Raw genomic sequence first — 22940 nt, forward strand, 5'->3', positions numbered from 1 at the left:
TGCCCCGCCATCGGCGCGCCCATGATACCCAGACCGACAAATCCTACGTTAGCCATTGTTCTTTTCCTCGCGTCCTAGACTTCGAATGAGGGTTGATCAGGCGGCGCCGGTGAGGGCGGAGATCCAGCCGAGGCCGGCGGCGGTGTCGCCCTTCGGCTTGTATTCGCAGCCGACCCAGCCGGTGTAGCCGATGGCGTCGAGATGCTTGAACAGGAAGCCGTAATTGATCTCGCCGGTGCCGGGCTCGTTGCGGCCGGGATTGTCGGCGAGCTGCACATGGGCGATCTGGGCGAGGTTCGCCTCGATGGTGCGGGCGAGATCGCCCTCCATGATCTGCATGTGATAGATGTCGTACTGGATGAACAGGTTGTCGGAGCCGACTTCCTCGATGATCGCCTTGGCCTGCTTCGTATAGTTGAGGAAGAAGCCGGGGATGTCGCGGGTGTTGATCGGCTCGATCAGCAGCTTCAGGCCGGCGTCCTTGATGCGCGGCGCGGCGTATTTCAGGTTGTTCACGAAGGTGTTGTGCAGGATCTCGCGATCGGCCCCGGCAGGGACGATGCCGGCGAGGATGTTCACCTGCGGGCAGCCGAGCGCGGTGGCGTAGCTGATCGCCTTGTCGACGCCGGCGCGGAACTCGTCGACGCGCTCGGGGAAGATGGCGATGCCACGCTCGCCGCCGCCCCAATTGCCGGCCGGCAGATTGTGCAGCACCTGCGTCAGATTGTTGGCCTTCAGCTTCGCGACCAGCTCTTCCACCGGGAAGTCATAGGGGAAGAGATACTCGACGCCGGTGAAGCCGGCGCTCGCTGCCTTCTCGAAGCGATCGAGAAAGGGCACCTCGTTGAAGAGCATGGTGAGATTGGCGGCAAAACGGGGCATGGACCGCTCCTAGGCAGGGACAGGATTTTTTGAGCTACTTGCGCTCGGGCGTGATCGTCCGGGCGATAAGAAAACGTTTTTGTTTCAATCATTTGACGCGGGCCGGCTCTAAGCCGCGACCGGCTCGGCATCGCGGCGCGCCCGCCCCCTTAGCCGCGGGAGGCACGCCGGGGGCGCGGGCATTCGCCCGCACCGGTCGTCAGGGGGCGGTAAGCCCCCCAACACCGAACGCTCACGCGTTTTCCTTGGCGCCTTCCAGCGGCAGGTCGAGCACTTCTTCGAACTCGTTGACCGCGTCGATCTCCACGCCCATGGCGATGTTGGTGACGCGCTCGAGGATGAACTCCATCACCACCGGCACCTGGTGCTCCTTCATCAGCGCCTTGGCGCGGGTGAAGGCATCCTTGAACTCGTTGGGCGAGGAGACACGCACCGCCTTGCAGCCGAGGCCTTCCGCCACCGCGACGTGATCGACGCCGTAGCCGGCATTCTCCTCGGCATTGATGTTGTCGAAGGCGAGCGAGACCTCGAAGTCCATGTTGAAGCCGCGCTGCGCCTGACGGATCAGGCCCAGATAGGAGTTGTTCACGACGACGTGGATGTAGGGCAGCTTGTGCTGGGCGCCGACCGCCAACTCCTCGATGAGGAACTGGAAATCGTAGTCGCCCGAGAGCGCGACGATTTCGGCATCCGGATCGGCCGCGCGCACGCCGAGGGCGGCGGGCAGCGTCCAGCCGAGCGGGCCGGCCTGGCCGCAATTGATCCAGTTGCGCGGCTTGTAGACGTGCAGCATCTGCGCGCCGGCGATCTGGGAGAGGCCGATGGTCGAGACGTAGCGGGTGTCGCGGCCGAACGCCTCGTTCATCTCCTCATAGACGCGCTGCGGCTTGAGCGGCACGTTGTCGAAATGCGTCTTGCGCAGCATGGTCTTCTTGCGGTCGAGGCATTCCTTCGCCCAGGCGGAGCGGTCCTTCAGCTTGCCGGCGGCCTTGTACTCCTTGGCCACCTCGATGAAGAGCTCCAGCGCCGCCTTGGCATCGGAGACGATGCCGAGATCCGGGCCGAAGACGCGGCCGATCTGGGTCGGCTCGATGTCGACATGGATGAACTTGCGGCCCTTGGTGTAGACGTCGACCGAGCCGGTGTGGCGGTTCGCCCAGCGGTTGCCGATGCCGAACACGAAGTCCGACGCCAGCACGTTGGCGTTGCCGTAGCGGTGCGAGGTCTGCAGACCGCACATGCCGGCCATCAGGTCGTGGTCGTCGGGGATGGTGCCCCAGGCCATCAGGGTCGGGATGACCGGAACGCCGGTGAGCTCGGCGAACTCGACCAGCAGGTCGGACGCGTCCGCATTGATGATGCCGCCGCCAGAGACGATGAGCGGCTTGTCCGCCTCGTTCAGCATGGCGATGGCCTTCTCGGCCTGCTTGCGCGTCAGCTTCGGCTTGTAGACCTCGAGCGGCGAATAGGTGTCCTCGTCGAACTCGATCTCGGCGAGTTGGACGTCGATCGGCAGGTCGATCAGCACCGGGCCGGGCCGGCCGGAGCGCATGACGTGAAACGCCTGCTGGAACACCATCGGCACCAGCGCCGGCTCGCGGACCATCACGGCCCACTTGGCGACCGGCTTGGCGATGGACTCGATGTCGACCGCCTGGAAGTCCTCCTTGTAGAGGCGCGCGCGGGGAGCCTGGCCGGTGATGCACAGGATCGGGATCGAATCCGCGGCGGCGGAATAGAGGCCGGTGATCATGTCGGTGCCGGCCGGGCCGGAGGTGCCGATGCAGACGCCGATATTGCCGGCCTTGGCGCGGGTGTAGCCTTCGGCCATATGCGAGGCGGCCTCGACATGGCGAGCGAGGACGTGCCGGGTCTTCCCGTGGGCGCGCATGGCGGAATAGAGCGGATTGATCGCGGCGCCCGGCACGCCGAAGGCGGTGGTCACGCCTTCCTTCTCGAGAATGCGGATAGCAGCATCGACGGCACGCATCTTGGCCATGGCATTTCCTCCTCGCCACCTTCGGCGACATGACAGACGACCCTTCCGCGCAGGCCACGCCCCGCCGATGCGGGGCCGGCAACAGAAAGCGCCGAAGGGTCGGTTTCCTTGGTGTCGGTTCCTCTTCAGTCCTTCGCCGGCAATGCTGCGAGGCAGCATTATTTCCGCGCTGCGGAATGAATTTCCGAAATCGCGGAAAACATGCCATGGGTCTCCCATTTCCGCAATACGGGATATATTTCTGATTTGCGAAAAATTCGGAGTTGCGCCTTTATGGGAATGCGACCCAGAGGAAGACGGCTGCCGCCGTGCCGTCGCTTGCGGAGGATGACATGAGCGAGGCCGTAACCAGCATTCGTCGTCGCGGGCGTCCGTCCAATTCCGGGACGGCGGAGAGCGGCGGCGAGGTGCAATCGCTGGACCGCGCGATCTCGCTGCTGGAGGTGCTGGCGCTGTCCGACGGCATGACGCTGAGCGAACTCGCGCGCCGCGCTGAACTGCCGACCTCCACCGTGCATCGGCTGCTCGCCACGCTCGACCGCCGGGGCCTGGTCGGCAACGATCCGGCCACCGGACAATGGATGGTGGGGCTCGGCCTGTTCCGTATCGGGTCGGCCTATCTGCGAATCCGGAAGCTACCGGAGATTTCCCGCATGCTGCTGCGCGAGCTGTCCGGGAGCGTGGGAGAGACCGTCAATCTGTCGATGATCGACGGGCCGCATCTGATCTGCGTCGCGCAGGTGGAAAGCCATGCCGCGGTGCGCGCTTTCTTCCGCATCGGCGGGGCGCTGCCCATCCACGCCTCGGGCGGAGGCAAGGCGATTCTTTCGGCGATGAACCCGGAGGCGCGGCGGGCCTGGCTCGGCGGCGACCAGCTGCAGCGGTTCACCGAGCACACGCATGTCAGCCGGCGCGCCTTGCAGGCCGACCTCGCCGAGCTCGCCGAGCGCGGCTATTCCATCGACGACGAGGAGCACACGCCGGGCATGCGCTGCGTCGCCGCGGCGGTGCTCGACGAATGGCGCGAGCCGGTCGGGGCGATCTCCATTTCGGCGCCGACGGTGCGTATGCCGCCGGAGCGAATCGCCGATCTCGGTGCCCGCGTGCGCGAGGCGGCGCAGCGCCTGACCCATCGCTATTCGGGATCGTGACGATTTCGCTGGAGCGGAAGCACGTACCGGTTGCCTATGTTGCAACCATAGGTGATGTTGTGTTGTTTTAACAACCAACGAGACGTGCGATGAAGCTCTGGCGCGTGCCCGACCCCGAGATATTCGACGCGGCGCCGGAATGGCGCATGGGGCTGCATCTGGCCAGGGGAGGGAGGGACCGTACGGCCTATCTCGTCCTCGGCGGAGTGGTGGCGGTGGCGGTCGAGGAGATCGGCACGCCGGTCGAGCCGGTGGAGGGCGTGAGCTATCTCCGATCGTCCTGGCTGCATCCGGCCTGCCGCCGCCGCGAGGAATTGTTCGCGGAATGGCTCGATTATCTTTGGCCGGTGGCAGGATTGAGCGTGGAGCGGCACGACGAGCGCCTCTCGGTGACGGAGTGCCGGGAGGTGGCCGAGTTGGCCATGCCGGCCGCCGACTGGACGGCCTCCACCATGGTGCCGACCGTCGAGGCCATGGGGGTTCTACCGGTATCACCGGCCCGGTCGTCGGCGCCTTCCCGGCCCCTGCCGTTCGCGACGGTCAGCGAGGCGTCCACCGTGGTGCATCGTTGGGAGGCGTTTCCGGTGAGCCGGCGTTCCGCCGCCGGCTCCTCGTCCATCGCGCCGGCCACCTTCGCGGCACCGGAGCGGGAGAAGGCCTTCATACCCAGCGGTTTCGCGGCCCTCGGGCGACGGGGACTGCCTTCGGTTCTGCCGGCGTGCTTCCTCTATACGCTGGAGCCGCAGCCAGCCTCGGTGATCGAGTGCGGCGCCACCCTCTCGGCCTATGGTCCGGCGGGCGGCGCGGTCGAGCTACGCTTTCCCCATGCCACGCCGACCCGGGCGCCGATCGCGTCGCCGGCGACATTGCCGGTCTTTTGAGGGCGCCTGCCGGCCTCGACGCCGCGTCGGCGCGCACCAGCGGGGAGGCCGCCAAAAAATAAGCCGGCGCCCCCGCTCTCCGGGGTGCGCCGGCTCAGTCGCCTAGGAGGAACCGAACGTCAGGTGGCTACCTCGGACCGGATAAGATCCGGCCGATGCAGTCGCCAGAGCGTTCCGCTCCGGGAGGCTCGCGGGCGGCGCGGCGCCAAGGGCGCGCGCACCGCCGATCCTCAAGACGGCCGGGGCAGGGTGCCGCCGGCCGAGACGCTCACGGAAAACCGTGAAGCGTCAGACCGCCTTGGCGTCGTGCAGGGCGGAAATCTCTTCCTGCGAGTAGCCGAGATCGGCGAGCACTTCATTGGTGTGCTGGCCGAGCAGCGGCGAGGCGGTGATGTCGACCTCGACGTCCGAGAACTTGATCGGCGAGCCGACGGTCAGGTACTTGCCGAGCTTCGGGTGATCCACCTCGACCACGGTGCCGCTCTTGCGCAGCGACGGGTCGTTGGCGATCTCCTTCATCGACAGCACCGGCGCGCAGGGGATGTCGAACTTGCGCAGGATGTCGATGGCTTCGAACTTGGTCTTGTCCGACAGCCAGTTCTCGATGAAGGCGAAGATGTCGAAGATCTTGTCCTGGCGGGCTTCGGCGGTGTTGTAGGCCGCATCGTCGATCCACTCGGGCTTGTTGAGCGCCTTGCAGATCGGCGCCCAGGCATGACCCTGCACCGTGAAGTAGATGTAGGCGTTCGGGTCGGTCTCCCAGCCCTTACACTTCAGCACCCAGCCCGGCTGGCCACCGCCGCCGGCGTTGCCGCCGCGCGGAACCACGTCCGAGAACTCGCCATGCGGGTACTGGGGATACTCTTCCAGATAGCCGAGGGCGTCGAGGCGCTGCTGGTCGCGCAGCTTCACGCGGCAGAGGTTCAGCACCGAATCCTGCATGGACACGGCGACCTTCTGGCCCTTGCCGGTCTTGCTCTTCCCGTGCAGCGCCGTGAGGATGCCGATGGCGAGGTGCATGCCGGTGTTCGAGTCACCGAGCGCGGCGGCCGACACGGTCGGCGGGCCATCCCAGAAGCCGGTGGTGGAGGCAGCGCCGCCAGCGCACTGCGCGACGTTCTCGTACACCTTCAGGTCTTCATAGGCGTGGCCTTCCGAGAAGCCCTTCACCGAGGCGAGGATCATGCCCGGGTTCAGCTCCTGGATGTGCGCCCAGGTGAAGCCCATGCGATCGAGCGCGCCGGGGCCGAAATTCTCGACCATGACGTCCGACTCTTTGATGAGCTTGGTCAGCACTTCCTTGCCCTGGGGGGTCTTGGTGTCGAGGGTCAGGGAGCGCTTGTTGGAATTCAGCATGGTGAAGTACAGCGCGTCGGCGTCCTTCACATGACGCAGCTGGCTGCGCGTGACGTCGCCCGCGCCGGGGCGCTCGACCTTGATCACGTCGGCGCCGAACCAGGCGAGAAGCTGGGTGCAGGCGGGACCCGCCTGGACGTGGGTGAAATCGATGATCTTTATACCTTCAAGCGGCTTAGACATCGTTGTCGACTTCCCTTCATTCGGTTTCGTTCGGCACGACGGCTCTCCCGAGCGTGCCGTAGAACTAAGCTCCTACCCGCGCAGGTATCAGGAGCCTCCGTCTCCCCGTTTCCTCCGGCGAACCGGCGGAACACGTCCCAGGTGGTGTTCGACATCGGAATTACGGACATCCGACCGTTCACGACTTCTTTTGCCACCTCAGGTCTTGCGGCGCGGAGCCGGGGAGCTCCGCGCCAATTCTCTCCCGCCTATTCGGCGGCCTGTCGCACCGGCTCGCCCACCGCGCCGGACGCCTTCACGGCATCGATGCGATCGGCGTCAAAGCCGAGCACCTGCGCCAGGATCTCTTCGGTGTGCTCGCCCAGCAGCGGCGAACGCTCGACCGGCACGTCGTTGTCCGACAGCTTGATCGGGTTGCCGACGGTCAGGTAGGCGCCGCGCGAGGGATGATCGATCTCGACCAGCGTGCCGGTCTCATAGAGCGAACGATCCTCGGCGATCTCCTTCATCGAGAGCACCGGCCCGCAGGGAATGTCATACTGATTGAGAATCTCCATCGCCTCGAACTTGGTGTGGGCCATGGTCCACGCCTCGATGCGGGTGAAGATCTCGTTGAGATGCGGCAGGCGTGCCGCCGGCGTCGCATAGCTCGGGTCGGTCTTCCACTCGGGCTCGTGGATGACGTCACAGATCTTGGCCCAGACCGGCGCCTGGGTGATGAAATAGATATAGGCGTTGGGATCGGTCTCCCAACCCTTGCAGCGCAGAATCCGCCCCGGCTGCCCGCCACCGGAATCGTTGCCCGCGCGCGGCACCGCGTCGCCGAAGGGGATCCCTTCGCCGAACTGGCTGTATTCGCGGAGCGGACCCCGGTCGAGGCGCTGCTGGTCGCGCAGCTTGACGCGGCAGAAGTTCAGCACCGCGTCCTGCATGGCGCACAGCACCTTCTGGCCGCGGCCGGTCAGGGTGCGCTGATACAGCGCGGTGACGATGCCGAGGGCCAGATGCAGGCCGGTGCCGGAATCGCCAATCTGCGCCGCGGTCACGAGCGGCAGACCGTCGCGGAAGCCGGTGGTGGAGGCGGAGCCGCCGGTGCACTGGGCAACGTTCTCGTAGACCTTGCAGTCTTCGAACGGGCCGGGGCCGAAGCCTTTCACCGAGGCAAGAATGATGCGCGGATTGAGTTCCTGGATGCGCTCCCAGGTGAAGCCCATGCGATCGAGCGCGCCGGGGGCGAAGTTCTCGACCATCACGTCACAGATCTTCACCAGCTCCTCAAGGACCTTCTTGCCCTCGGGATTCTTGGTGTCCAGCGTGATCGAACGCTTGTTCGAGTTCAGCATGGTGAAATACAGGCTGTCCGCATTCGGGACGTCGCGCAGCTGCGCGCGCGTCACGTCGCCTTCGCCGGGACGTTCCACCTTGATGACGTCGGCGCCGAACCAGGCCAGCAGCTGCGTGCAGGTCGGGCCGGATTGAACATGGGTGAAATCGAGGATGCGGACGCCGTCCAGTGCCTTGCCCATGAGGTTCCCTCTCCAAATATGGTGCCCGGCTTTTGCGCCGATGCTGTCGTTTTTTGGGGGAGGCGAGGGGCGGCCAGGGATTGAATCCCCATTGGCCGCCCGCCGTCCATCTTGATCGTGCCGTCACCCTTCCGAGCCAGGACCCGCATGGCTCGAAAGGGCGTTAGTCGTGTCAGCTCTTCTTCTTGACGACGCTCTGCGGATTGAGGCTGCCGATATTGCCGCTCTCGCTGCCGGCCGCCGGATCGATGACCGCATTGATGAGGGTCGGGCGACCGGAGTTCATCGCCTCGTCGACGAAGCGCTTCAGCTCGTCCGGGGTCGTGGCGTTGTAGCCGACGCCGCCGAAGGCCTCCATCATCTTGTCGTAGCGCGAGTCCTTGACGAAGACGGTGGTGCCGGGATCACGGCCGGTCGGGTCGGTGTCGAGACCGCGATAGATGCCGTTATTGTTGAAGACGACGATGCAGACCGGCAGGTTGTAGCGGCAGATCGTCTCCACCTCCATGCCGGAGAAGCCGAAGGCCGAGTCACCCTCGACCGCCAGCACCGGCTTGCCGGACTCGACCGCCGCGGCGATCGCGAAGCCCATGCCGATGCCCATCACGCCCCAGGTGCCGACGTCCAGGCGCTTGCGCGGCTGGTACATGTCGATCACGCCACGGGCGAGGTCGAGCGTGTTGGCGCCTTCGTTGACCAGGATCGCGTCGGGACGCTCCTTGATCACCTGCTTCAGCGCGCCGAGCGCCGAGTGGAAGTCCATCGGGGTGGAGTTCTTGAGCAGGCGCTGCGACATCTTGGCGATGTTCACTTCCTTGCGCGCCTTGATCTCGCCGATCCACGCGTCGGAAGGAGCGGTCCAGCCGGCCTTCACGCCGTCGAGCAGGGCGGAGACTACCGAGCCGATGTCGCCGACCAGCGGCGCCACGATCTCGACGTTGGAGTCCATTTCCTTCGGCTCGATGTCGATCTGGATGAACTTCTTCGGGGCGTCGCCCCAGGTCTTGCCCTTGCCGTGCGACAGCAGCCAGTTGAGGCGGGCGCCGACGAGCAGGACGACGTCCGAGTCCTTCAGGACGGTCGAGCGGGCGGCGCCGGCCGACAGCGGATGGGTGTCGGGCAGCAGGCCCTTGGCCATCGACATCGGCAGGAACGGAATGCCGGAGGTCTCGACGAACTCGCGGATGGTCTCGTCGGCCTGGGCATAGGCGGCGCCCTTGCCGAGGATGATCAGCGGCTTCTTGGCCGACTTCAGCACCTCGAGAGCGCGCTCGACCGCCGACGGGGCGGGCAGCTGCTCGGGAGCCGCGTCGATGACCTTCACCAGCGACTTGGTGCCGGCTTCGGCGTCCATCACCTGGGAGAACAGCTTGGCCGGCAGGTCGAGATAGACGCCGCCCGGACGGCCGGACACCGCGGCGCGGATGGCGCGGGCGACACCGATGCCGATGTCGGCGGCGTGCAGCACGCGGAAGGCGGCCTTACAGAGCGGCTTGGCGATGGCCAGCTGGTCCATCTCCTCGTAGTCGCCCTGCTGCAGGTCGACGATCTCACGCTCGGACGAGCCGGAGATGAGGATCATCGGGAAGCAGTTGGTAGTGGCATTCGCCAGCGCGGTCAGGCCGTTGAGGAAGCCGGGGGCCGAGACGGTGAGGCAGATGCCGGGCTTCTTGGTGAGGAAGCCCGCGATCGCGGCGGCGTTGCCGGCGTTCTGCTCGTGGCGGAACGAGATGACCCGGATGCCTTCGGCCTGCGCCATGCGGCCGAGGTCGGTGATCGGGATGCCCGGCACGCCGTAGATGGTGTCGATGCCGTTGAGTTTCAGCGCGTCGATGACGAGGTGGAAGCCGTCCGTCAGCTCCACTTCGGTCTCGGGGGCCGAATTCGTATCAATTACTTGTGCTACTGCGGACATCCTGCTTCCTCCCGGAAATCTTGTCTGCACCGTTTCTGAAGATCATCACCAGAGCCTGGGGCCCATCGGAGCCAGGGCCGGGCCGGATGAGGGAGCGTCGTCGTCGGACCGCGCCATCCCGGCGGCGGTCTTCCGGCAGGCGATCTGCAACCGGCGAACCTGCCGGCCTGCGTTTCGCGTGCATCGCTTCCTTACCCATGCCTTCACGTCCCATGTCTTCGACATGTCCCGTCAGCGAACCAGCCGTGGCCGGTCCGCCGCTCTAGTCAAGGTTCACGTGGCTCTCGACATGCCTCGCCAGCCGGAGCGTGTGGTCACGGACCAAACGCTCGGCGCGGTCTGCGTCCCGCGCCTCGATAGCCTGGATGATTTCGAGATGGTCGGACGCCGAACGTTGCGCCCGGTCCATCTCGAAGATCGTGCGATGGCGGATGGCCCGAACATGGAAGAACAGGTTGTCCGTCATCGCCGCGAGAAGAGAGGAGCCGCTCAGCCGGATCAGCGCCTGGTGGAACGCGATATTCGCGGTCGAATATTCGTCGCACCGTTCGCGCTCGATCCGGTTGAGATCGAACTCCTTGAAAAACGCCCTCAATTCGGCGATCGCCTCATCGCTCGCGCGAGATGCCGCGAGGCGAGCCGCCATGCTTTCCAGCGCCGCCCAGGCCTCGATCATCTCGATGATCTCGGCCTTGGTGCGGCGAACCACCAAAATACCCCGCCTCGGCACCGCCTTGAGCAGGCCCTCCTGCTCAAGCATCGCCACCGCCTCGCGGATCGGCGTGCGGCTCGCGCCAAGACGCTCCGAAATGTCTCGCTCATCGAGCAGCAGCGGCTCTTCCGAGCCGTAGATGTTCATGTGAGTGATGGCTTCCTTCAGAGCGGCATAAGCCCTGCTCTTGAAGCTCTCCTTCGCCGGCAGGCGCTCAATAGCCAAGCCATTGTCGCCGCTCTGCCATCTCTTGTTCAAAGCTGCCTTTGTATTCACGAGAAAACCCTCACCGGGACGAGCCCGCCGTGGATTTCTTCGAAATTTGGCATACCAAATACCAGCATGTCAATCGGCGATCCCGGTCTCCGCGGAGGCCGCGGCGCTTCTCGTCCCATAACCATTTGTCTCGATGGATCAGCCTTCTAAGAGGCTTTGGCATCCTGCGTTCCATCGTTGCGTATGCAATATACCACGACGGAAGTCGTATGGCGAGAGCGGCTGAACACTTTGCTGTCGCGAGAGGCGAAATGTTCGCGCGCAGGGCGGGCGCCGGGCCGGAAATGGCGGAGTTCCGGGCTTTCGCTCGCGAGGTTCCAGGCGCTCCGGAAGCTGGCGGCGCGGGTAGCGGGCGGTCTTCACGAAGCTGAGAGGAGACGCTGCGCGAGGTCCTGCCCTTCCGGCAGTTTTCTACCCAATGATACCGTTTTGCGCCTCTGCCGGAGCATGGCGAGCAAGTCTGCGGAGCGGCGGCGGTGGCGTGGCGTCCCCAAAAGGGGTCAGGTCAGGAACTTGCCGTGCTTTTCCACATGGGCGGCGAGGCCGAGCGTGTGCTCGCGTACCAGCCGCTCGGCGAGGTCGGCGTCGCGGCCGACGAGCGCGGCGATGATCGCGCGGTGTTCCTGCAGCGAGCGCTCGGAGCGATTCTCCTGCCGCATCGATACGGCGCGGATGCCGCGGATGTGGATGAACAGATTCGCCGTCATCTCGCCGATCATCTCGCAGCCGGACAGCCGGATGATGGTCTGGTGGAAGCGGATATTGGCGTCGGAATACTCGTTCATGTGGTCGGCCGGCGCCTCGGCCTCGAAGTCGTGGAACACGTCGCGCAGTTCGGCAAGGTCGCGGTCGCTGGCGCGGGTGGCGGCGAGCCGGGCGGCCATGCTCTCCAGCGCCGCCCAGACGATGATCATGTCGATGATCTCGCGCTTGGACTTGCGCACCACGAAGATGCCGCGCCGCGGCACCGAGCGCACGAAGCCCTCCTGCTCCAGCACGGTGAGAGCCTCGCGGATCGGCGTGCGACTGACCCCGAGGTCCTGCGACAGCTGCCGCTCATCGAGCCTGATCTCGTTGTCCTGCCCGTAGAGATCCATCTCGGTGATCGCCTTCTTGATGGCGTCGTAGGCGAGGGCGCGCAGGCTGGTATTGGCGGCGAGGGGCGTGATGTTGAGGCGGGCTTGAGTGTCGGCGGCTTCCACGGCGGTTCCCTCGTCTACGATTGTGCGGCCGTTCCGGGCGGAACGGGGCGGCATTGGTGTCGAGACCGCTGCCGGGGCGCGAATCCTGCAGAAAAATGGTCGCGCTGGATCATCGTATACCACAGGCCACCGATGCAATGCGCGCCTCGCCGCCTCCCGGAGCGGAGGGAATGGTGTTCGCTTGCCCAGCATGGGCGCTTCGCGGGGCAAGGTGGAATAAGTTGACGTTAAGTAATTACCTTAGGGAAGATTACGTTGCGTCATTACCTAGAGAAAAAAATTGCGCATTGCTGGTATGCAAAATTTTGCATAACCAAAAATCCGTAGTATACGTGCTTCCGATCCGTCAGCTCACGTGGCGTTCGCGGCCCGGACTATACGGAAGAACCAACAATAAGACGGTGTTCAGCCGAGCCATTACGTTTGGAAACGTTCGAGGAAGCCATGACAACTGCCGTTACGTCATCTCTCAGTAAGACGCGCTGGCTGCAGCTCGTGTTCGGTGTGATCTGCATGTGCATGATCGCCAACATGCAGTACGGCTGGACGTTCTTTGTGAACCCGATCCAGGAGCGTCACGGCTGGGATCGGGCCGCCATCCAGGTAGCCTTCTCCATCTTCATCGTGACCGAGACCTGGCTGGTGCCGGTCGAGGGCTGGTTCGTCGACAAGTACGGCCCGCGCGTCGTGGTGCTGTTCGGCGGCGTCATGTGCGGCCTCGCCTGGGTCATCAACGCCTATGCCGCTTCGCTGACCATGCTCTATGTCGGCGCGGCCGTCGGCGGCGTCGGCGCCGGCGCGGTCTACGGTACCTGCGTTGGTAACTCGCTGAAGTGGTTCCCGGATCGTCGCGGCCTCGCCGCCGGCATCACCGCCGCCGGCTTCGGCGCGGGCTCGGCGCTGACCGTCATCCCGATCCAGAACATGATCAAGAATCAGGGCTACGAGGCGGCGTTCCTGTATTTCGGTATCGGCCAGGGCATCGTCATCACCGTGCTCGCCCTGTTCCTGCTGGCGCCGAAGAAGGAGCAGATCGCTGCCTTCGCCGTGAACGTCGCCTCCAAGGTCGCCCAGAGCGCTCGCGACTTCTCGCCCAAGGAGATGCTCACCACCCCGCTGTTCTGGGTGATGTACGCGATGTTCGTCATGATGGCCGCCGGCGGCCTGATGGCGACTGCCCAGCTCGGCCCGATCGCCAAGGATTTCGGCATCGCCGACATCCCGGTCAGCCTGATCGGCATCACCCTGCCGGCGCTTACCTTCGCCGCCGCCATCGACCGCGTGCTGAACGGCCTGACCCGTCCGTTCTTCGGCTGGGTGTCCGACCATATCGGCCGTGAGAACACCATGTTCCTCGCCTTCGCCATCGAGGGCGTCGGCATCTACGCGCTGTCGGTGTTCGGCTCCAACCCGGTGCTGTTCGTGATCCTGACCGGCCTCGTCTTCTTCGCCTGGGGCGAGATCTACTCGCTGTTCCCGGCGATGTGCGGCGACGCCTTCGGTACCAAGTTCGCCACCACCAATGCCGGCCTGCTCTACACCGCCAAGGGGACGGCGGCGCTGATCGTGCCGTTCACCAGCATCCTGACCACCATGACCGGTAGCTGGCACGCGGTGTTCGTGACCGCCGCCGCGCTGAACATCATCGCCGCCATCATGGCGCTGGTGATCCTGAAGCCGCTGCGCCGCTCGCATGCCGAAGCAGCCAAGGCTGCCAAGCTTGGGGCCGTCGCCGCCGAGTGATCGGCCCGCCGACCACAGATTCTCCACTTCCTTTGAGGGCGCGCCGCGAGGCGCGCCCTTTTTGTTTGCGCCATAGGCCTACGCATTCACGAACGATTCAAAATTGATGTTAGGGGACGCGGCGGTTGATCGAGGCGAAACGAAGGCATTCGTCGCCATTTTATGACGCTGCGTTATGTCTCTTTGATCGTGTTATTCAGTGAAAATGACCTAGAGTGCGTCATTTGTATTTCGATGTAATTTCAATATAACTACGTATATATGAAAACATCGGCGCATAAATTCCAGTTCAATTCTAAATATCGATAAGTATATTTGAAAATGTCTTGAACGGATACCTGCGACATAAACGTCAAAATGAGATTGGCATACATAATATTGTGGATTATGGTGCTCTCTCAACGGATCTGGCTGGGTACCTTGCGTCATGTGCGGCGCGAGGAAAGAGGCCACCATCCGAAACGATCGTCCGCCCCGCAAGGGTGGTTGCCGTGGGAGGACGCAAGCGCCGTCCACGGCCAAGCAGAAACGCCGGCGCCCGTTGCCAGAACGGAGCGACCGAAAAGGCCGGTCAACGGCGGGTGCATTCGGGAGAGGAGAACGTTCATGGGCATGTCCACGTCAATGGCGCCCCATCGTCGGCTCAGTACCTCGCGTCGCTAGACGCCGAGGCGAGCCGGGCGCTGTCCCGACCTCCCGCCACATCCTGCACATGGCATCGGCGCCCGGACGGCATGTCCGGCGGGCGATCCGGTCGACTCCGTCGTCCTGGCGGCCACGCGTGGCCGGGACGTCCAAAAACAGCAAATCCGGCGCCTGCCGGACCCTAAAGCGGAAGAAATCGTTCAAGGAGAATTCGATGGCTACCCCAACCACTGCGGCCCTCGGGCCGGGTAAGGATTTTTCCGAAAGCAGGCGCTGGCTCCAGCTGATCGTCGGCATCGTCTGCATGGTGGCGACCGCCAACATCCAGTACGCGTGGACGCTGTTCGTTCCCGAAATCCAGAAGACCTTCGGCTGGGAGCGGGCCTCGATCCAGATCGCGTTCACCATCTTCGTGCTGGTGCAGACCTGGCTGGCGCCGATTGAAGGCTACTTCATCGACAAGTTCGGCCCCCGCGTGATGGTCGCCTTCGGCGCGATCATGATCGGCACGGCCTGGGTGCTCAATTCGCAGGCCGGCAGCCTGACCGGCTTCTATGTCGGCGCGGCGGTGGGCGGCATCGGCGTCGGCTGCATCTATGCCACCTGCATCAACAACGCCCTGAAGTGGTTCCCGGATCGCCGCGGTCTCGCCGTCGGCCTCACCGCGGGTGGCTTCGGCGCCGGCTCGGCCGCCACCATCCTGCCGATCGCCTCGATGATCGAGAGCGCCGGCTTCCAGGAGACCTTCTTCTTCTTCGGCCTGCTGCAGGGCGGCCTCGCCTTCGTCGCCGCCTGGTTCCTCCAGTCGCCCAAGGCCGGCCAGGTCAAGGCGTCCGAGAAGCTCAACCAGAGCCGTCGCGACTACACCCTGAAGGAAGCGCTGAACACCAAGCTGTTCTGGCTCATGCTCCTCATGTTCACCTGCGTCGTCACCGGCGGCATGATGGCGGTCGCCCAGCTCGGCGTCATCGCGCAGGACCTCGGCGTGAAGGAGTTCAAGGTCAACCTGTACTTCTTCACCATGGCCGCCCTGCCGCTCGCCCTGATGCTCGACCGCATCATGAACGGTATCTCGCGTCCGCTGTTCGGCTGGATCTCCGACCATATCGGCCGTGAGAAGACCATGGTGATCGCCTTCTCCCTCGAAGGCGTCGGCATCATCGCGCTCGGCTATTTCGGCCACAATCCGTGGGCGTTCCTGATCCTGTCCGGCGTGGTGTTCCTGGCTTGGGGCGAAGTTTACTCGCTGTTCTCGGCGCTGGCCGGCGATGCCTTCGGCACCAAGCACATCGGCAAGATCTACGGCGTGCTCTATTGCGCCAAGGGCATCGGCGCGCTGTTCGTGCCGGTCGGCAACATCCTGATGGAAGCCACCGGCACCTGGTCGAGCGTGCTCTACACCGTGGCCGCCATGGACCTGTTCGCCGCCTTCCTCGCGGTGACGCTGCTGCCGAAGACGCTGGCGAACCACGTCGCCAAGTCCTCCACCGGCCCGGTGGCGACGGCGGGCACCGCGTCGGCGCACGCCTGATCCGCATCCGGCGCGGGGACGCCTCGGCAATCCCGCGCCGACACCACGCTACGGCAGGGCCTCCTTCGGGAGGCCCTTTTCGTTTGGGGAGGCTCAGTCCGCCGGCGGCAGGCGCAGGGCCCGCCGGGCGATGAGGCCGACCTTGTCGCTGGCGGCGCGGCCCATCCGCTCGACCTCGGCAAGAGTGAACCAGCCAGTCTCCAGCGCGTCGTCGGCGGCTTCGCCCTCGCCGGACCGCCAGCGGCAGACGACCGCGATCATCGCGAAATGATGCGCGAGCGCCCCGGCCGCATCGGCCTCGATGAAGTCGAGCACGTCGATCAGCTCCGGCGAATCGGCGGCGATGCCGGTCTCCTCCATCAGCTCGCGCAGCGCGGCGTCGCGGAACGGCTCGCCCCACTCGATTCGCCCTCCCGGATAGCCCCAGCGCCCCTGGTCCGGCGGATTGGCACGGCGCACCAAGAGGAGGCGGGCGTCGCGGATGACGACCGCGAGCACGGCGGCGACAGGGCGGACCGGGCTCATGCGCGAGCGTCCCGAGCCGTCTCGGCAACCCGCCGGGCGACCGCGCGGCGCGTCTCCTGGAAGGCGCTGGTCTCGGCGCGAATCAGCGCGGTGACGGCAGGATCGCTGCTCGCCGGCGAGCCGCCAGGGAAGGGCGGCGCCGGGTCGTATTCCATGGCGAGCTGGGCGCGCTCCGCCCGCTCGCGGCCGAAGATGTGCGCGGTCAGCGTCAGCGCGAAGTCGATGCCGGAGGTGACGCCGGCGCCGGTGACCACGTTGCCGTCCATCACCACGCGCTCGGCAACCGGCTCGGCGCCGAACAGCGCGAGCTGATCCAGCGACAGCCAGTGCGAGGTGGCGCGCCGTCCGCCCAGCAGGCCGGCGGCGGCGAGCACCAGCGATCCCGTGCAGACCGAGGTGACGTATTGCGCGCCGGCCGCCTGCCGACGCAGGAAATCCAGCGTCTCGGCATCTTCCATCAGCGCCAGCTGGCCGGGGCCACCGGGCACGAACAGGATGTCGGCCGGCGGGCAATCGGCGAAGCTGACGCTCGGCAGCAGCCGCAGGCCGCCGCTATCGGTGACGGGATCGAGGGTTTTCCACACCAGATGGCGGCGGAGTTCGGCAAACCGCGCGAACACCTCGAACGGGCCGGTGAGATCGAGCTGCGTGAGGTTGGGGTAGAGCAGCATGACGACATTCATGGGGGACCTCGCATCGGCCGGAGATGTCCAGCCTTCTTCAATCCGCATGCCCGCCGGGTCAATATGGCCCTGCGGCAAGGCGCGCCGACCGTCGCGGCCGGCGCGCCAGCGTTCACTCAGGCGTTCACTCCGCGGCGGGCAGGGGACGGTAGAGCGCGCCACCGCCGGCGCGGAAGCGCTGGGACATCTCGGCCATGCCCTCGCTGGCCAGGCTGTCCTGAGCCCCCGCCGCGCGAGCCTCCGCCCGAATCTCTTGACTGATCTTCATCGAGCAGAATTTCGGCCCGCACATCGAGCAGAAATGAGCCAGCTTGTGCGCCTCCTTCGGCAGCGTCTCGTCGTGGAAGGCGGTGGCGGTGTCCGGGTCGAGCGCGAGGTTGAACTGGTCCTGCCAGCGGAAGTCGAATCGGGCGCGCGACAGCGCGTCGTCCCAGGCCCGCGCGGTCGGATGGCCCTTGGCGAGGTCGGCGGCATGGGCGGCGATCTTGTAGGTGATCACTCCGGTCTTCACGTCGTCGCGGTTCGGCAGGCCGAGATGCTCCTTCGGGGTGACGTAGCAGAGCATGGCGGTGCCGAACCAGCCGATCATCGCCGCGCCGATTGCCGAGGCGATGTGGTCGTAGCCCGGCGCGATGTCGGTGGTCAGCGGCCCGAGCGTGTAGAACGGCGCCTCGCCGCAGAGGCTGAGCTGCTTGTCCATGTTGGCCTTGATCTTGTGCATCGGCACATGGCCGGGCCCCTCGATCATCACCTGACAGTCGTTCGCCCAGGCGATCTGCGTCAACTCGCCCAGCGTCTCCAGCTCGGCGAACTGCGCGGCGTCGTTGGCGTCGGCGATGGAGCCGGGCCGCAGCCCGTCGCCGAGCGAGAAGGTGACGTCATAAGCGCGCATGATCTCGCAGATTTCAGCGAAACGCTCATAGAGGAAGCTCTCGCGGTGATGGGCGAGGCACCACTTCGCCATGATCGAGCCGCCGCGCGAGACGATGCCGGTGACGCGGTTCGCCGTGAGCGGCACATAGGGCAGCCGCACGCCGGCATGGATGGTGAAATAGTCGACGCCCTGCTCTGCCTGCTCGATGAGCGTGTCGCGGAACACCTCCCAGCTGAGGTCCTCGGCGACGCCGCCGACCTTCTCCAGCGCCTGGTAGATCGGCACGGTGCCGATCGGCACCGGCGCGTTGCGGATGATCCATTCGCGGATGTTGTGGATGTTGCGGCCGGTGGAGAGGTCCATCACCGTGTCGGCGCCCCAACGGATCGCCCACACCATCTTGTCGACCTCCTCGGCGACCGAGGAGGTGACGGCGGAATTGCCGATATTGGCGTTGATCTTGACGAGGAAGTTGCGGCCGATCGCCATCGGCTCCAGCTCGCCGTGATTTATGTTGGCCGGGATGACAGCGCGTCCGCGCGCCACCTCGTCGCGCACGAATTTCGGCGTCACCACGTCGGGTATGGCGGCGCCGAAATCCTCGCCGTCGCGGATGAGGTCGCCGAGCCGCTCGCGCAGGCCGTTCTCGCGAATGGCGACATATTCCATCTCCGGCGTGACGATGCCGGCCCGCGCATAGGCCATCTGGGTGACGGCGTTGCCGCCTCGGGCGCGCAGCGGGCGGTGGCGGAGCGGGAAGGGCGTGACGAGCTTCTCATCCGGGACGTTGCCATTGTCCTCCGGCTTCACCGCGCGGCCGGCGCCAGCCTCGACGTCGCCGCGAGCCAGCACCCAGGCGTCGCGCGGGCGGGCGAGGCCGGCGGCGATGTCGATGGTGGCGGTTTCGTCGGTATAGGGACCGGAGGCGTCGTAGACGGCGAGGTTCGGCTCGCCGGCGTCGGGCGAGAGCAGGATCTCCCGGAACGGCACCCGCAGGCCGCGTGCCAGGCATTCCGCATAGAGCCGGCGCGAGCCGGGGATCGGCCCGGTGGCGACGCCGAGGGCACCGGGGACGGTTTTCCCGTCGGGGGCTTTGGGGGTGTCGGGATTCTTGGTCGGCATGATGGATCTCCTGAACCAGCGGTTGGGAGATCCGGGCGTATGACGTTGGGGAGGGAAGGGACCCGCACGACATGCGGGAGGCCCTTCGGTTCCGATCCCTTCGCCGGCATGACCCGGATCAGGTTCGAAGGGTCATCGCGGCGGCCGGCCTCTCGGCCCGCCCTGGCGATCTCTCAGCCCCGTCGCGGGGCTCCCCTTGGAACGACGCGGGTATAGTCGACGCAGGTTTCAGGCGCTGTCAACCGCGCCCGGAGTTGCTAGCATTCATCGCCATGTCGTCGACGTCTTGCCTCTAGGGCGGCGATTCGCAGGCCCGACTCACCGAGGATTCCCAGGGACCCCCATGCGCACGAAGCTGATGAACCGTAACCGCCTCGCCTCTCTGACCGCTGCGGCAGCGATGACGCTCGCCGTTCCGGCCGCCGCCCTGGCGCAGGCGGCCTGCGGCAATAATGGCAACGGTTTCGACCAGTGGCTCGCCGGCTTCAAGCAGCAGGCGATCGCGCAGGGCGTGTCGGCGCGCACGGTCGCGGCGGCGCTGAACGGCATCAGCTACGCCCCCGACATCGTCGGCACCGATCGCGGGCAGAAGGTGTTCGGGCAGAGCTTCTTCCAGTTCTCCGACCGCATGGTCGCGAATTACCGCATCCAGCAGGGGCGGGCGCTGATCCAGAAGAACCAGGCACTGTTCGACCATATCGAGCAGCAATATGGCGTGCCGGGCGCGGTGCTGGTGGCGTTCTGGGGGCTGGAGACCGATTTCGGCGCCTTCATGGGCGACAAGCCGAGCCTGCGCTCGATCGCCTCGCTGGCCTGGGACTGTCGGCGCGCCGACGTGTTCCGCACCCAGCTCATGTCGGCGCTGAAGATCATCGATCGCGGCGACCTCACCCCGCAGACCATGCGCGGGCCTTGGGCCGGCGAGCTCGGGCAATTCCAGTTCCTGCCCGACCACTACTGGAACTACGGCGTCGATTTCGACGGCGACGGGCGTGTCGACCTGATCCGCTCGACGCCGGACGCGCTGGCCTCGGCGGCCAACTACATCAAGGCGCTCGGCTGGCGGCGCGGCCAGCCCTGGCTGGAGGAAGTGCGCGTGCCGTCCAACCTGCCCTGGGAGCAGACCGACCTCGCGACCAAGCTGCCGCGCTCGCAATGGGCGCGGTTCGGCGTGACGCGGGCCAATGGCGCGCCGTTGCCGGCGGACAACCTGCCGGCCTCGGTGCTGCTGCCGATGGGGCGGCTGGGGCCGGCTTTCCTCGCCTATCCCAATTTCGACGTGTTCACCGAGTGGAACAACTCGCTGACCTACGCCACCTCGGCGGCCTATCTCGCCACGCGAGTGGATGGTGCGCCGGCTTATAATCGTGGGCAGGGCAAGGCGATCCCTGTGCTGTCGCAGGCGCAGGTGGTCGAGCTGCAGCGGCTCTTGAACGCGCGCGGCCACCATGTCGGGCGGGTCGACGGCATCGCCGGCGCGGCGACCCGGCAGGCGGTCAGGGTCGAGCAGCAGCGGCTCGGGCTGCCGGCCGATTCCTACCCGACGCCGGAACTGCTCAGCGCGCTGAAGGCTGGGCGCTAAAGGCTGAGGGTCGAACCCGCGAGAGTGTCCGTTCGACGGGGCGAAGGCTACAGCACCGGAATGCCGGCGTGCTTGGCTTTCGCCTCCGGCTCGACATGGATGTTGACGAAGAGGTCGTGCACCTCCTTACGCAGCGCCTCCTCGATGCGGTCGCAGATGGCGTGTGCCTCGCTCACCGCCATCTCGCCGGGAACCACGAGGTGGAAGTCGACGAAGGTGAGCCGTCCGGCCTGGCGCGTGCGCAGGTCGTGCGCCTCGATGGCGCCGACCGCCTCTTCCGCGATGCGTGAACGGATGCGCGCCAGCGTATCGCCCGGCACCGCCTGATCCATCAGCCCGCCAATGCTTTCCTTCAGCACGCCGTAGCCGGACCACAGGATGTTCACCGCCACCAGCGCGGCGAGGACGAGGTCGGCCTTCTGGAAGCCGGTGCCGATGGCGAGGGCGATGCCGGCCAGCACCGCGGCGGAGGAGATGACGTCGGTAAAGAGGTGCTTGCCGTCGGCCACCAGCGCGGGGGAGCGCAGGCGCCGGCCTTCGCGGATCAGCACCCAGCACCACACGGCATTGATGACACTGGCCAGTGCGTTGGCGCCGAGGCCGTTGAGCGACAGGTCGAGGACGTGCGGCTCCTCCCAGGCGAAATACACCTCGCGGAAGATCGACAGCGCGGCCACCACGATGAGCACGCCGACGACCACGGCGGAGAAATATTCCGCCTTGGCATAGCCATAGGGATGGGCGGCGTCGGCCGGACGGGCGCTGACCTTGAGCGCGATCAGCGCGGCGATGGCGGTGCTGACATTGACCAGGCTCTCCAGCGCGTCGGAATAGAGCGCGATGCTGCCGGTCAGCCGGTAGGCGACATATTTCAGTGCCAGCACCACGATGCTGACGACCACACTGCCGGCCGCCAGCCGCAAGGACCGTTCCATCCGCTCATTCCGTTCCGATGACGCCCGCGCGCCGGGGTCGTCCGATTAGACAGTCGGTGCGCGAAAATCAAGTCAGGTCAACGGTTTGCAACTGGTTCGCAGGAGCGTTAGCAGGCGCGCTAGCAGGTTTGGCCGCTGTCATGTGACGGGCTTGGGTCCGGTAATGTCGCGGCTTGCAGTGTCATAGACGGTCATCAGGCATGGGCGGTGCGCGGCAGGATGGCGCCGCGATGCTGGATCACCCGGCCGGCGAGCGCATGGCCGGCTTCCGCCGCCAGCGCCGGCGGTTTGCCGTCAAGGCGGGCCGCGAGATAGGCGGCGTTGAAGCTGTCGCCGGCGGCGGTGGTGTCGACCGGCGTCACCGGCTCGGCGATCGCGACCAACTGCGAGGTGCCCCCCGAGACGACCAGCGCGCCCTCCGCGCCGTTCTTCACCACGATCTCGCCGACGCCGAAGGTCGAGAGCCGCTCGGCTGTGGCGGCGGGCGAGCCGTCGCTCCACAACATCGCCTCGTCCTCGAAGGTGGGCAGGGCGAGGGTGCAGCGCTTCAACGCCTGGGCATAGACGGTTCGCGCCCGGGCGACGTCGCCGCGCCAGTTGCGCGGGCGGTAATTGCCGTCGAACACCACCTTGGCGCCGCGCTCGCGGGCGAATTCCAGCGTCGCCAGCAGGCGGCCGAGGCCGACATTGGAGTAGATGGAGAGGGTGATACCGGAGAGATAGACCAACTGGGCCTCGATGATCGCCTCGGCGACACGTTCCCAACCCGGCAGCTCGAACAGCTCACGGGCCGGGGCGTTGTCGCGCCAGTAGCTGAAGGTGCGCTCGCCGAAGGTGTCGGTGTCGATCACATAGAGGCCGGGCATGCGGCCGGGCGCGCGCAGGATGTGCTTGGTGCCGATGTTCTCCGCTTCGGCGGCGGCGACGATCTGCTCGGAATAGCGGTCGTCGCCCAGCGCGGTGGCATAGGCGACCTCGACGCCGGCGCGGGCGAGATAGACGGCGGTGTTGAAGGTGTCGCCGCCGATGCCGAGCCCGTAGCGCGCGTCGGCGCCGCGGGAGAACTCGACCATGACCTCGCCGATGGAAACAACCTTTGCCATGGACTCTTCCTCCTGCTGCGGGGGCGCCATGCCGGGCGCCCGAGATTCGCGCGCAGGTTCGCCTCAATCGGCCGCCGCGGCAACCCGCGGCCGATTGAGGCGGTTTCGGTCCGC

Annotated in this window: 17 protein-coding genes and 1 riboswitch; of the genes, 5 read left to right on the plus strand and 12 right to left on the minus strand. The window is 66.0% G+C overall.

The window, feature by feature from the left end; translation table 11 throughout:
- Positions 1–96: 96 nt before the first annotated feature.
- Together hyi and gcl are read right to left on the minus strand one after the other, a co-directional pair.
- Positions 97–882: a hydroxypyruvate isomerase gene (gene hyi, locus LGR54_RS18780; protein WP_230363505.1), complete on the minus strand. Its 786-nt coding sequence runs from the start codon at positions 880–882 to the stop codon at positions 97–99.
- A gap of 232 nt (positions 883–1114) precedes the next feature.
- Positions 1115–2881, minus strand: coding sequence for a glyoxylate carboligase (gene gcl, locus LGR54_RS18785; RefSeq protein ID WP_230363506.1), 1767 nt, complete (start codon positions 2879–2881; stop codon positions 1115–1117).
- Between the two features lie 332 nt (positions 2882–3213).
- Between gcl and LGR54_RS18790 the strand changes: the two genes are divergently transcribed.
- Both LGR54_RS18790 and LGR54_RS18795 read left to right on the plus strand, forming a co-directional pair.
- The gene (locus LGR54_RS18790; protein ID WP_230363507.1) at positions 3214–4032 is read left to right on the plus strand and encodes an IclR family transcriptional regulator; all 819 of its coding nucleotides are present in this window, start codon (positions 3214–3216) and stop codon (positions 4030–4032) included.
- Between the two features lie 89 nt (positions 4033–4121).
- The gene (locus tag LGR54_RS18795; RefSeq protein WP_230363508.1) at positions 4122–4913 is read left to right on the plus strand and encodes a hypothetical protein; all 792 of its coding nucleotides are present in this window, start codon (positions 4122–4124) and stop codon (positions 4911–4913) included.
- Positions 4914–5201: 288 nt separating this feature from the next.
- Here LGR54_RS18795 and frc (LGR54_RS18800) read toward each other — a convergent pair whose 3' ends face one another.
- The 5 genes from frc (LGR54_RS18800) to LGR54_RS18820 form a co-directional block, all read right to left on the minus strand.
- Positions 5202–6452 carry a formyl-CoA transferase gene (gene frc / locus LGR54_RS18800; protein ID WP_230363509.1) on the minus strand — a complete coding sequence of 417 codons (1251 nt, stop codon included), beginning with the start codon at positions 6450–6452 and terminating at the stop codon, positions 5202–5204.
- A 248-nt stretch (positions 6453–6700) separates the two neighbouring features.
- Positions 6701–7978, minus strand: coding sequence for a formyl-CoA transferase (gene frc, locus LGR54_RS18805; RefSeq protein ID WP_230363510.1), 1278 nt, complete (start codon positions 7976–7978; stop codon positions 6701–6703).
- Positions 7979–8150: 172 nt separating this feature from the next.
- The gene (gene oxc / locus LGR54_RS18810) at positions 8151–9893 is read right to left on the minus strand and encodes an oxalyl-CoA decarboxylase (protein ID WP_230363511.1); all 1743 of its coding nucleotides are present in this window, start codon (positions 9891–9893) and stop codon (positions 8151–8153) included.
- A gap of 262 nt (positions 9894–10155) precedes the next feature.
- Positions 10156–10881, minus strand: a complete 726-nt coding sequence (locus LGR54_RS18815) for a GntR family transcriptional regulator (protein WP_230363512.1) — start codon at positions 10879–10881, stop codon at positions 10156–10158.
- A gap of 500 nt (positions 10882–11381) precedes the next feature.
- Positions 11382–12083 (minus strand): GntR family transcriptional regulator, encoded by a 702-nt coding sequence (locus LGR54_RS18820; protein ID WP_230363513.1) that lies wholly within the window; start codon positions 12081–12083, stop codon positions 11382–11384.
- Between the two features lie 444 nt (positions 12084–12527).
- On the opposite strand from LGR54_RS18820, the gene oxlT (LGR54_RS18825) reads away from it, so the two are divergent.
- Both oxlT (LGR54_RS18825) and oxlT (LGR54_RS18830) read left to right on the plus strand, forming a co-directional pair.
- Positions 12528–13826 (plus strand): oxalate/formate MFS antiporter, encoded by a 1299-nt coding sequence (gene oxlT / locus LGR54_RS18825; protein ID WP_230363514.1) that lies wholly within the window; start codon positions 12528–12530, stop codon positions 13824–13826.
- Between the two features lie 859 nt (positions 13827–14685).
- On the plus strand, positions 14686–16002 hold the full coding sequence (gene oxlT / locus LGR54_RS18830; RefSeq protein WP_255607721.1) for an oxalate/formate MFS antiporter: 1317 nt from the start codon (positions 14686–14688) through the stop codon (positions 16000–16002).
- Between the two features lie 93 nt (positions 16003–16095).
- Here the strand turns inward: oxlT (LGR54_RS18830) and LGR54_RS18835 are convergent, their stop codons facing one another.
- The 3 genes from LGR54_RS18835 to thiC form a co-directional block, all read right to left on the minus strand.
- Positions 16096–16527: an NUDIX hydrolase gene (locus LGR54_RS18835; protein WP_230363515.1), complete on the minus strand. Its 432-nt coding sequence runs from the start codon at positions 16525–16527 to the stop codon at positions 16096–16098.
- Complete coding sequence (locus tag LGR54_RS18840) at positions 16524–17210, minus strand: DJ-1/PfpI family protein (RefSeq protein WP_230363516.1); 687 nt, start codon at positions 17208–17210, stop codon at positions 16524–16526. The genes LGR54_RS18835 and LGR54_RS18840 overlap by 4 nt, the downstream gene beginning before the upstream one ends.
- 124 nt (positions 17211–17334) lie before the next feature.
- Positions 17335–19206 carry a phosphomethylpyrimidine synthase ThiC gene (gene thiC, locus LGR54_RS18845; RefSeq protein WP_230363517.1) on the minus strand — a complete coding sequence of 624 codons (1872 nt, stop codon included), beginning with the start codon at positions 19204–19206 and terminating at the stop codon, positions 17335–17337.
- A 78-nt stretch (positions 19207–19284) separates the two neighbouring features.
- A riboswitch (TPP riboswitch) is annotated at positions 19285–19413 on the minus strand.
- Positions 19414–19549: 136 nt separating this feature from the next.
- Here thiC and LGR54_RS18850 point away from each other — a divergent pair.
- Positions 19550–20788: a lytic murein transglycosylase gene (locus tag LGR54_RS18850; protein WP_230363518.1), complete on the plus strand. Its 1239-nt coding sequence runs from the start codon at positions 19550–19552 to the stop codon at positions 20786–20788.
- A gap of 47 nt (positions 20789–20835) precedes the next feature.
- On the opposite strand, the gene LGR54_RS18855 is transcribed toward LGR54_RS18850, so the two are convergent.
- Together LGR54_RS18855 and LGR54_RS18860 are read right to left on the minus strand one after the other, a co-directional pair.
- Complete coding sequence (locus LGR54_RS18855; RefSeq protein WP_230363519.1) at positions 20836–21723, minus strand: cation diffusion facilitator family transporter; 888 nt, start codon at positions 21721–21723, stop codon at positions 20836–20838.
- A gap of 194 nt (positions 21724–21917) precedes the next feature.
- Positions 21918–22826 carry a sugar kinase gene (locus tag LGR54_RS18860; protein WP_230363520.1) on the minus strand — a complete coding sequence of 303 codons (909 nt, stop codon included), beginning with the start codon at positions 22824–22826 and terminating at the stop codon, positions 21918–21920.
- Between the last annotated feature and the right edge of the window lie 114 nt (positions 22827–22940).

The sequence above is a fragment of the Ancylobacter sp. Lp-2 genome (assembly GCF_020523795.1).
Taxonomy (GTDB): Bacteria; Pseudomonadota; Alphaproteobacteria; order Rhizobiales; family Xanthobacteraceae; genus Ancylobacter.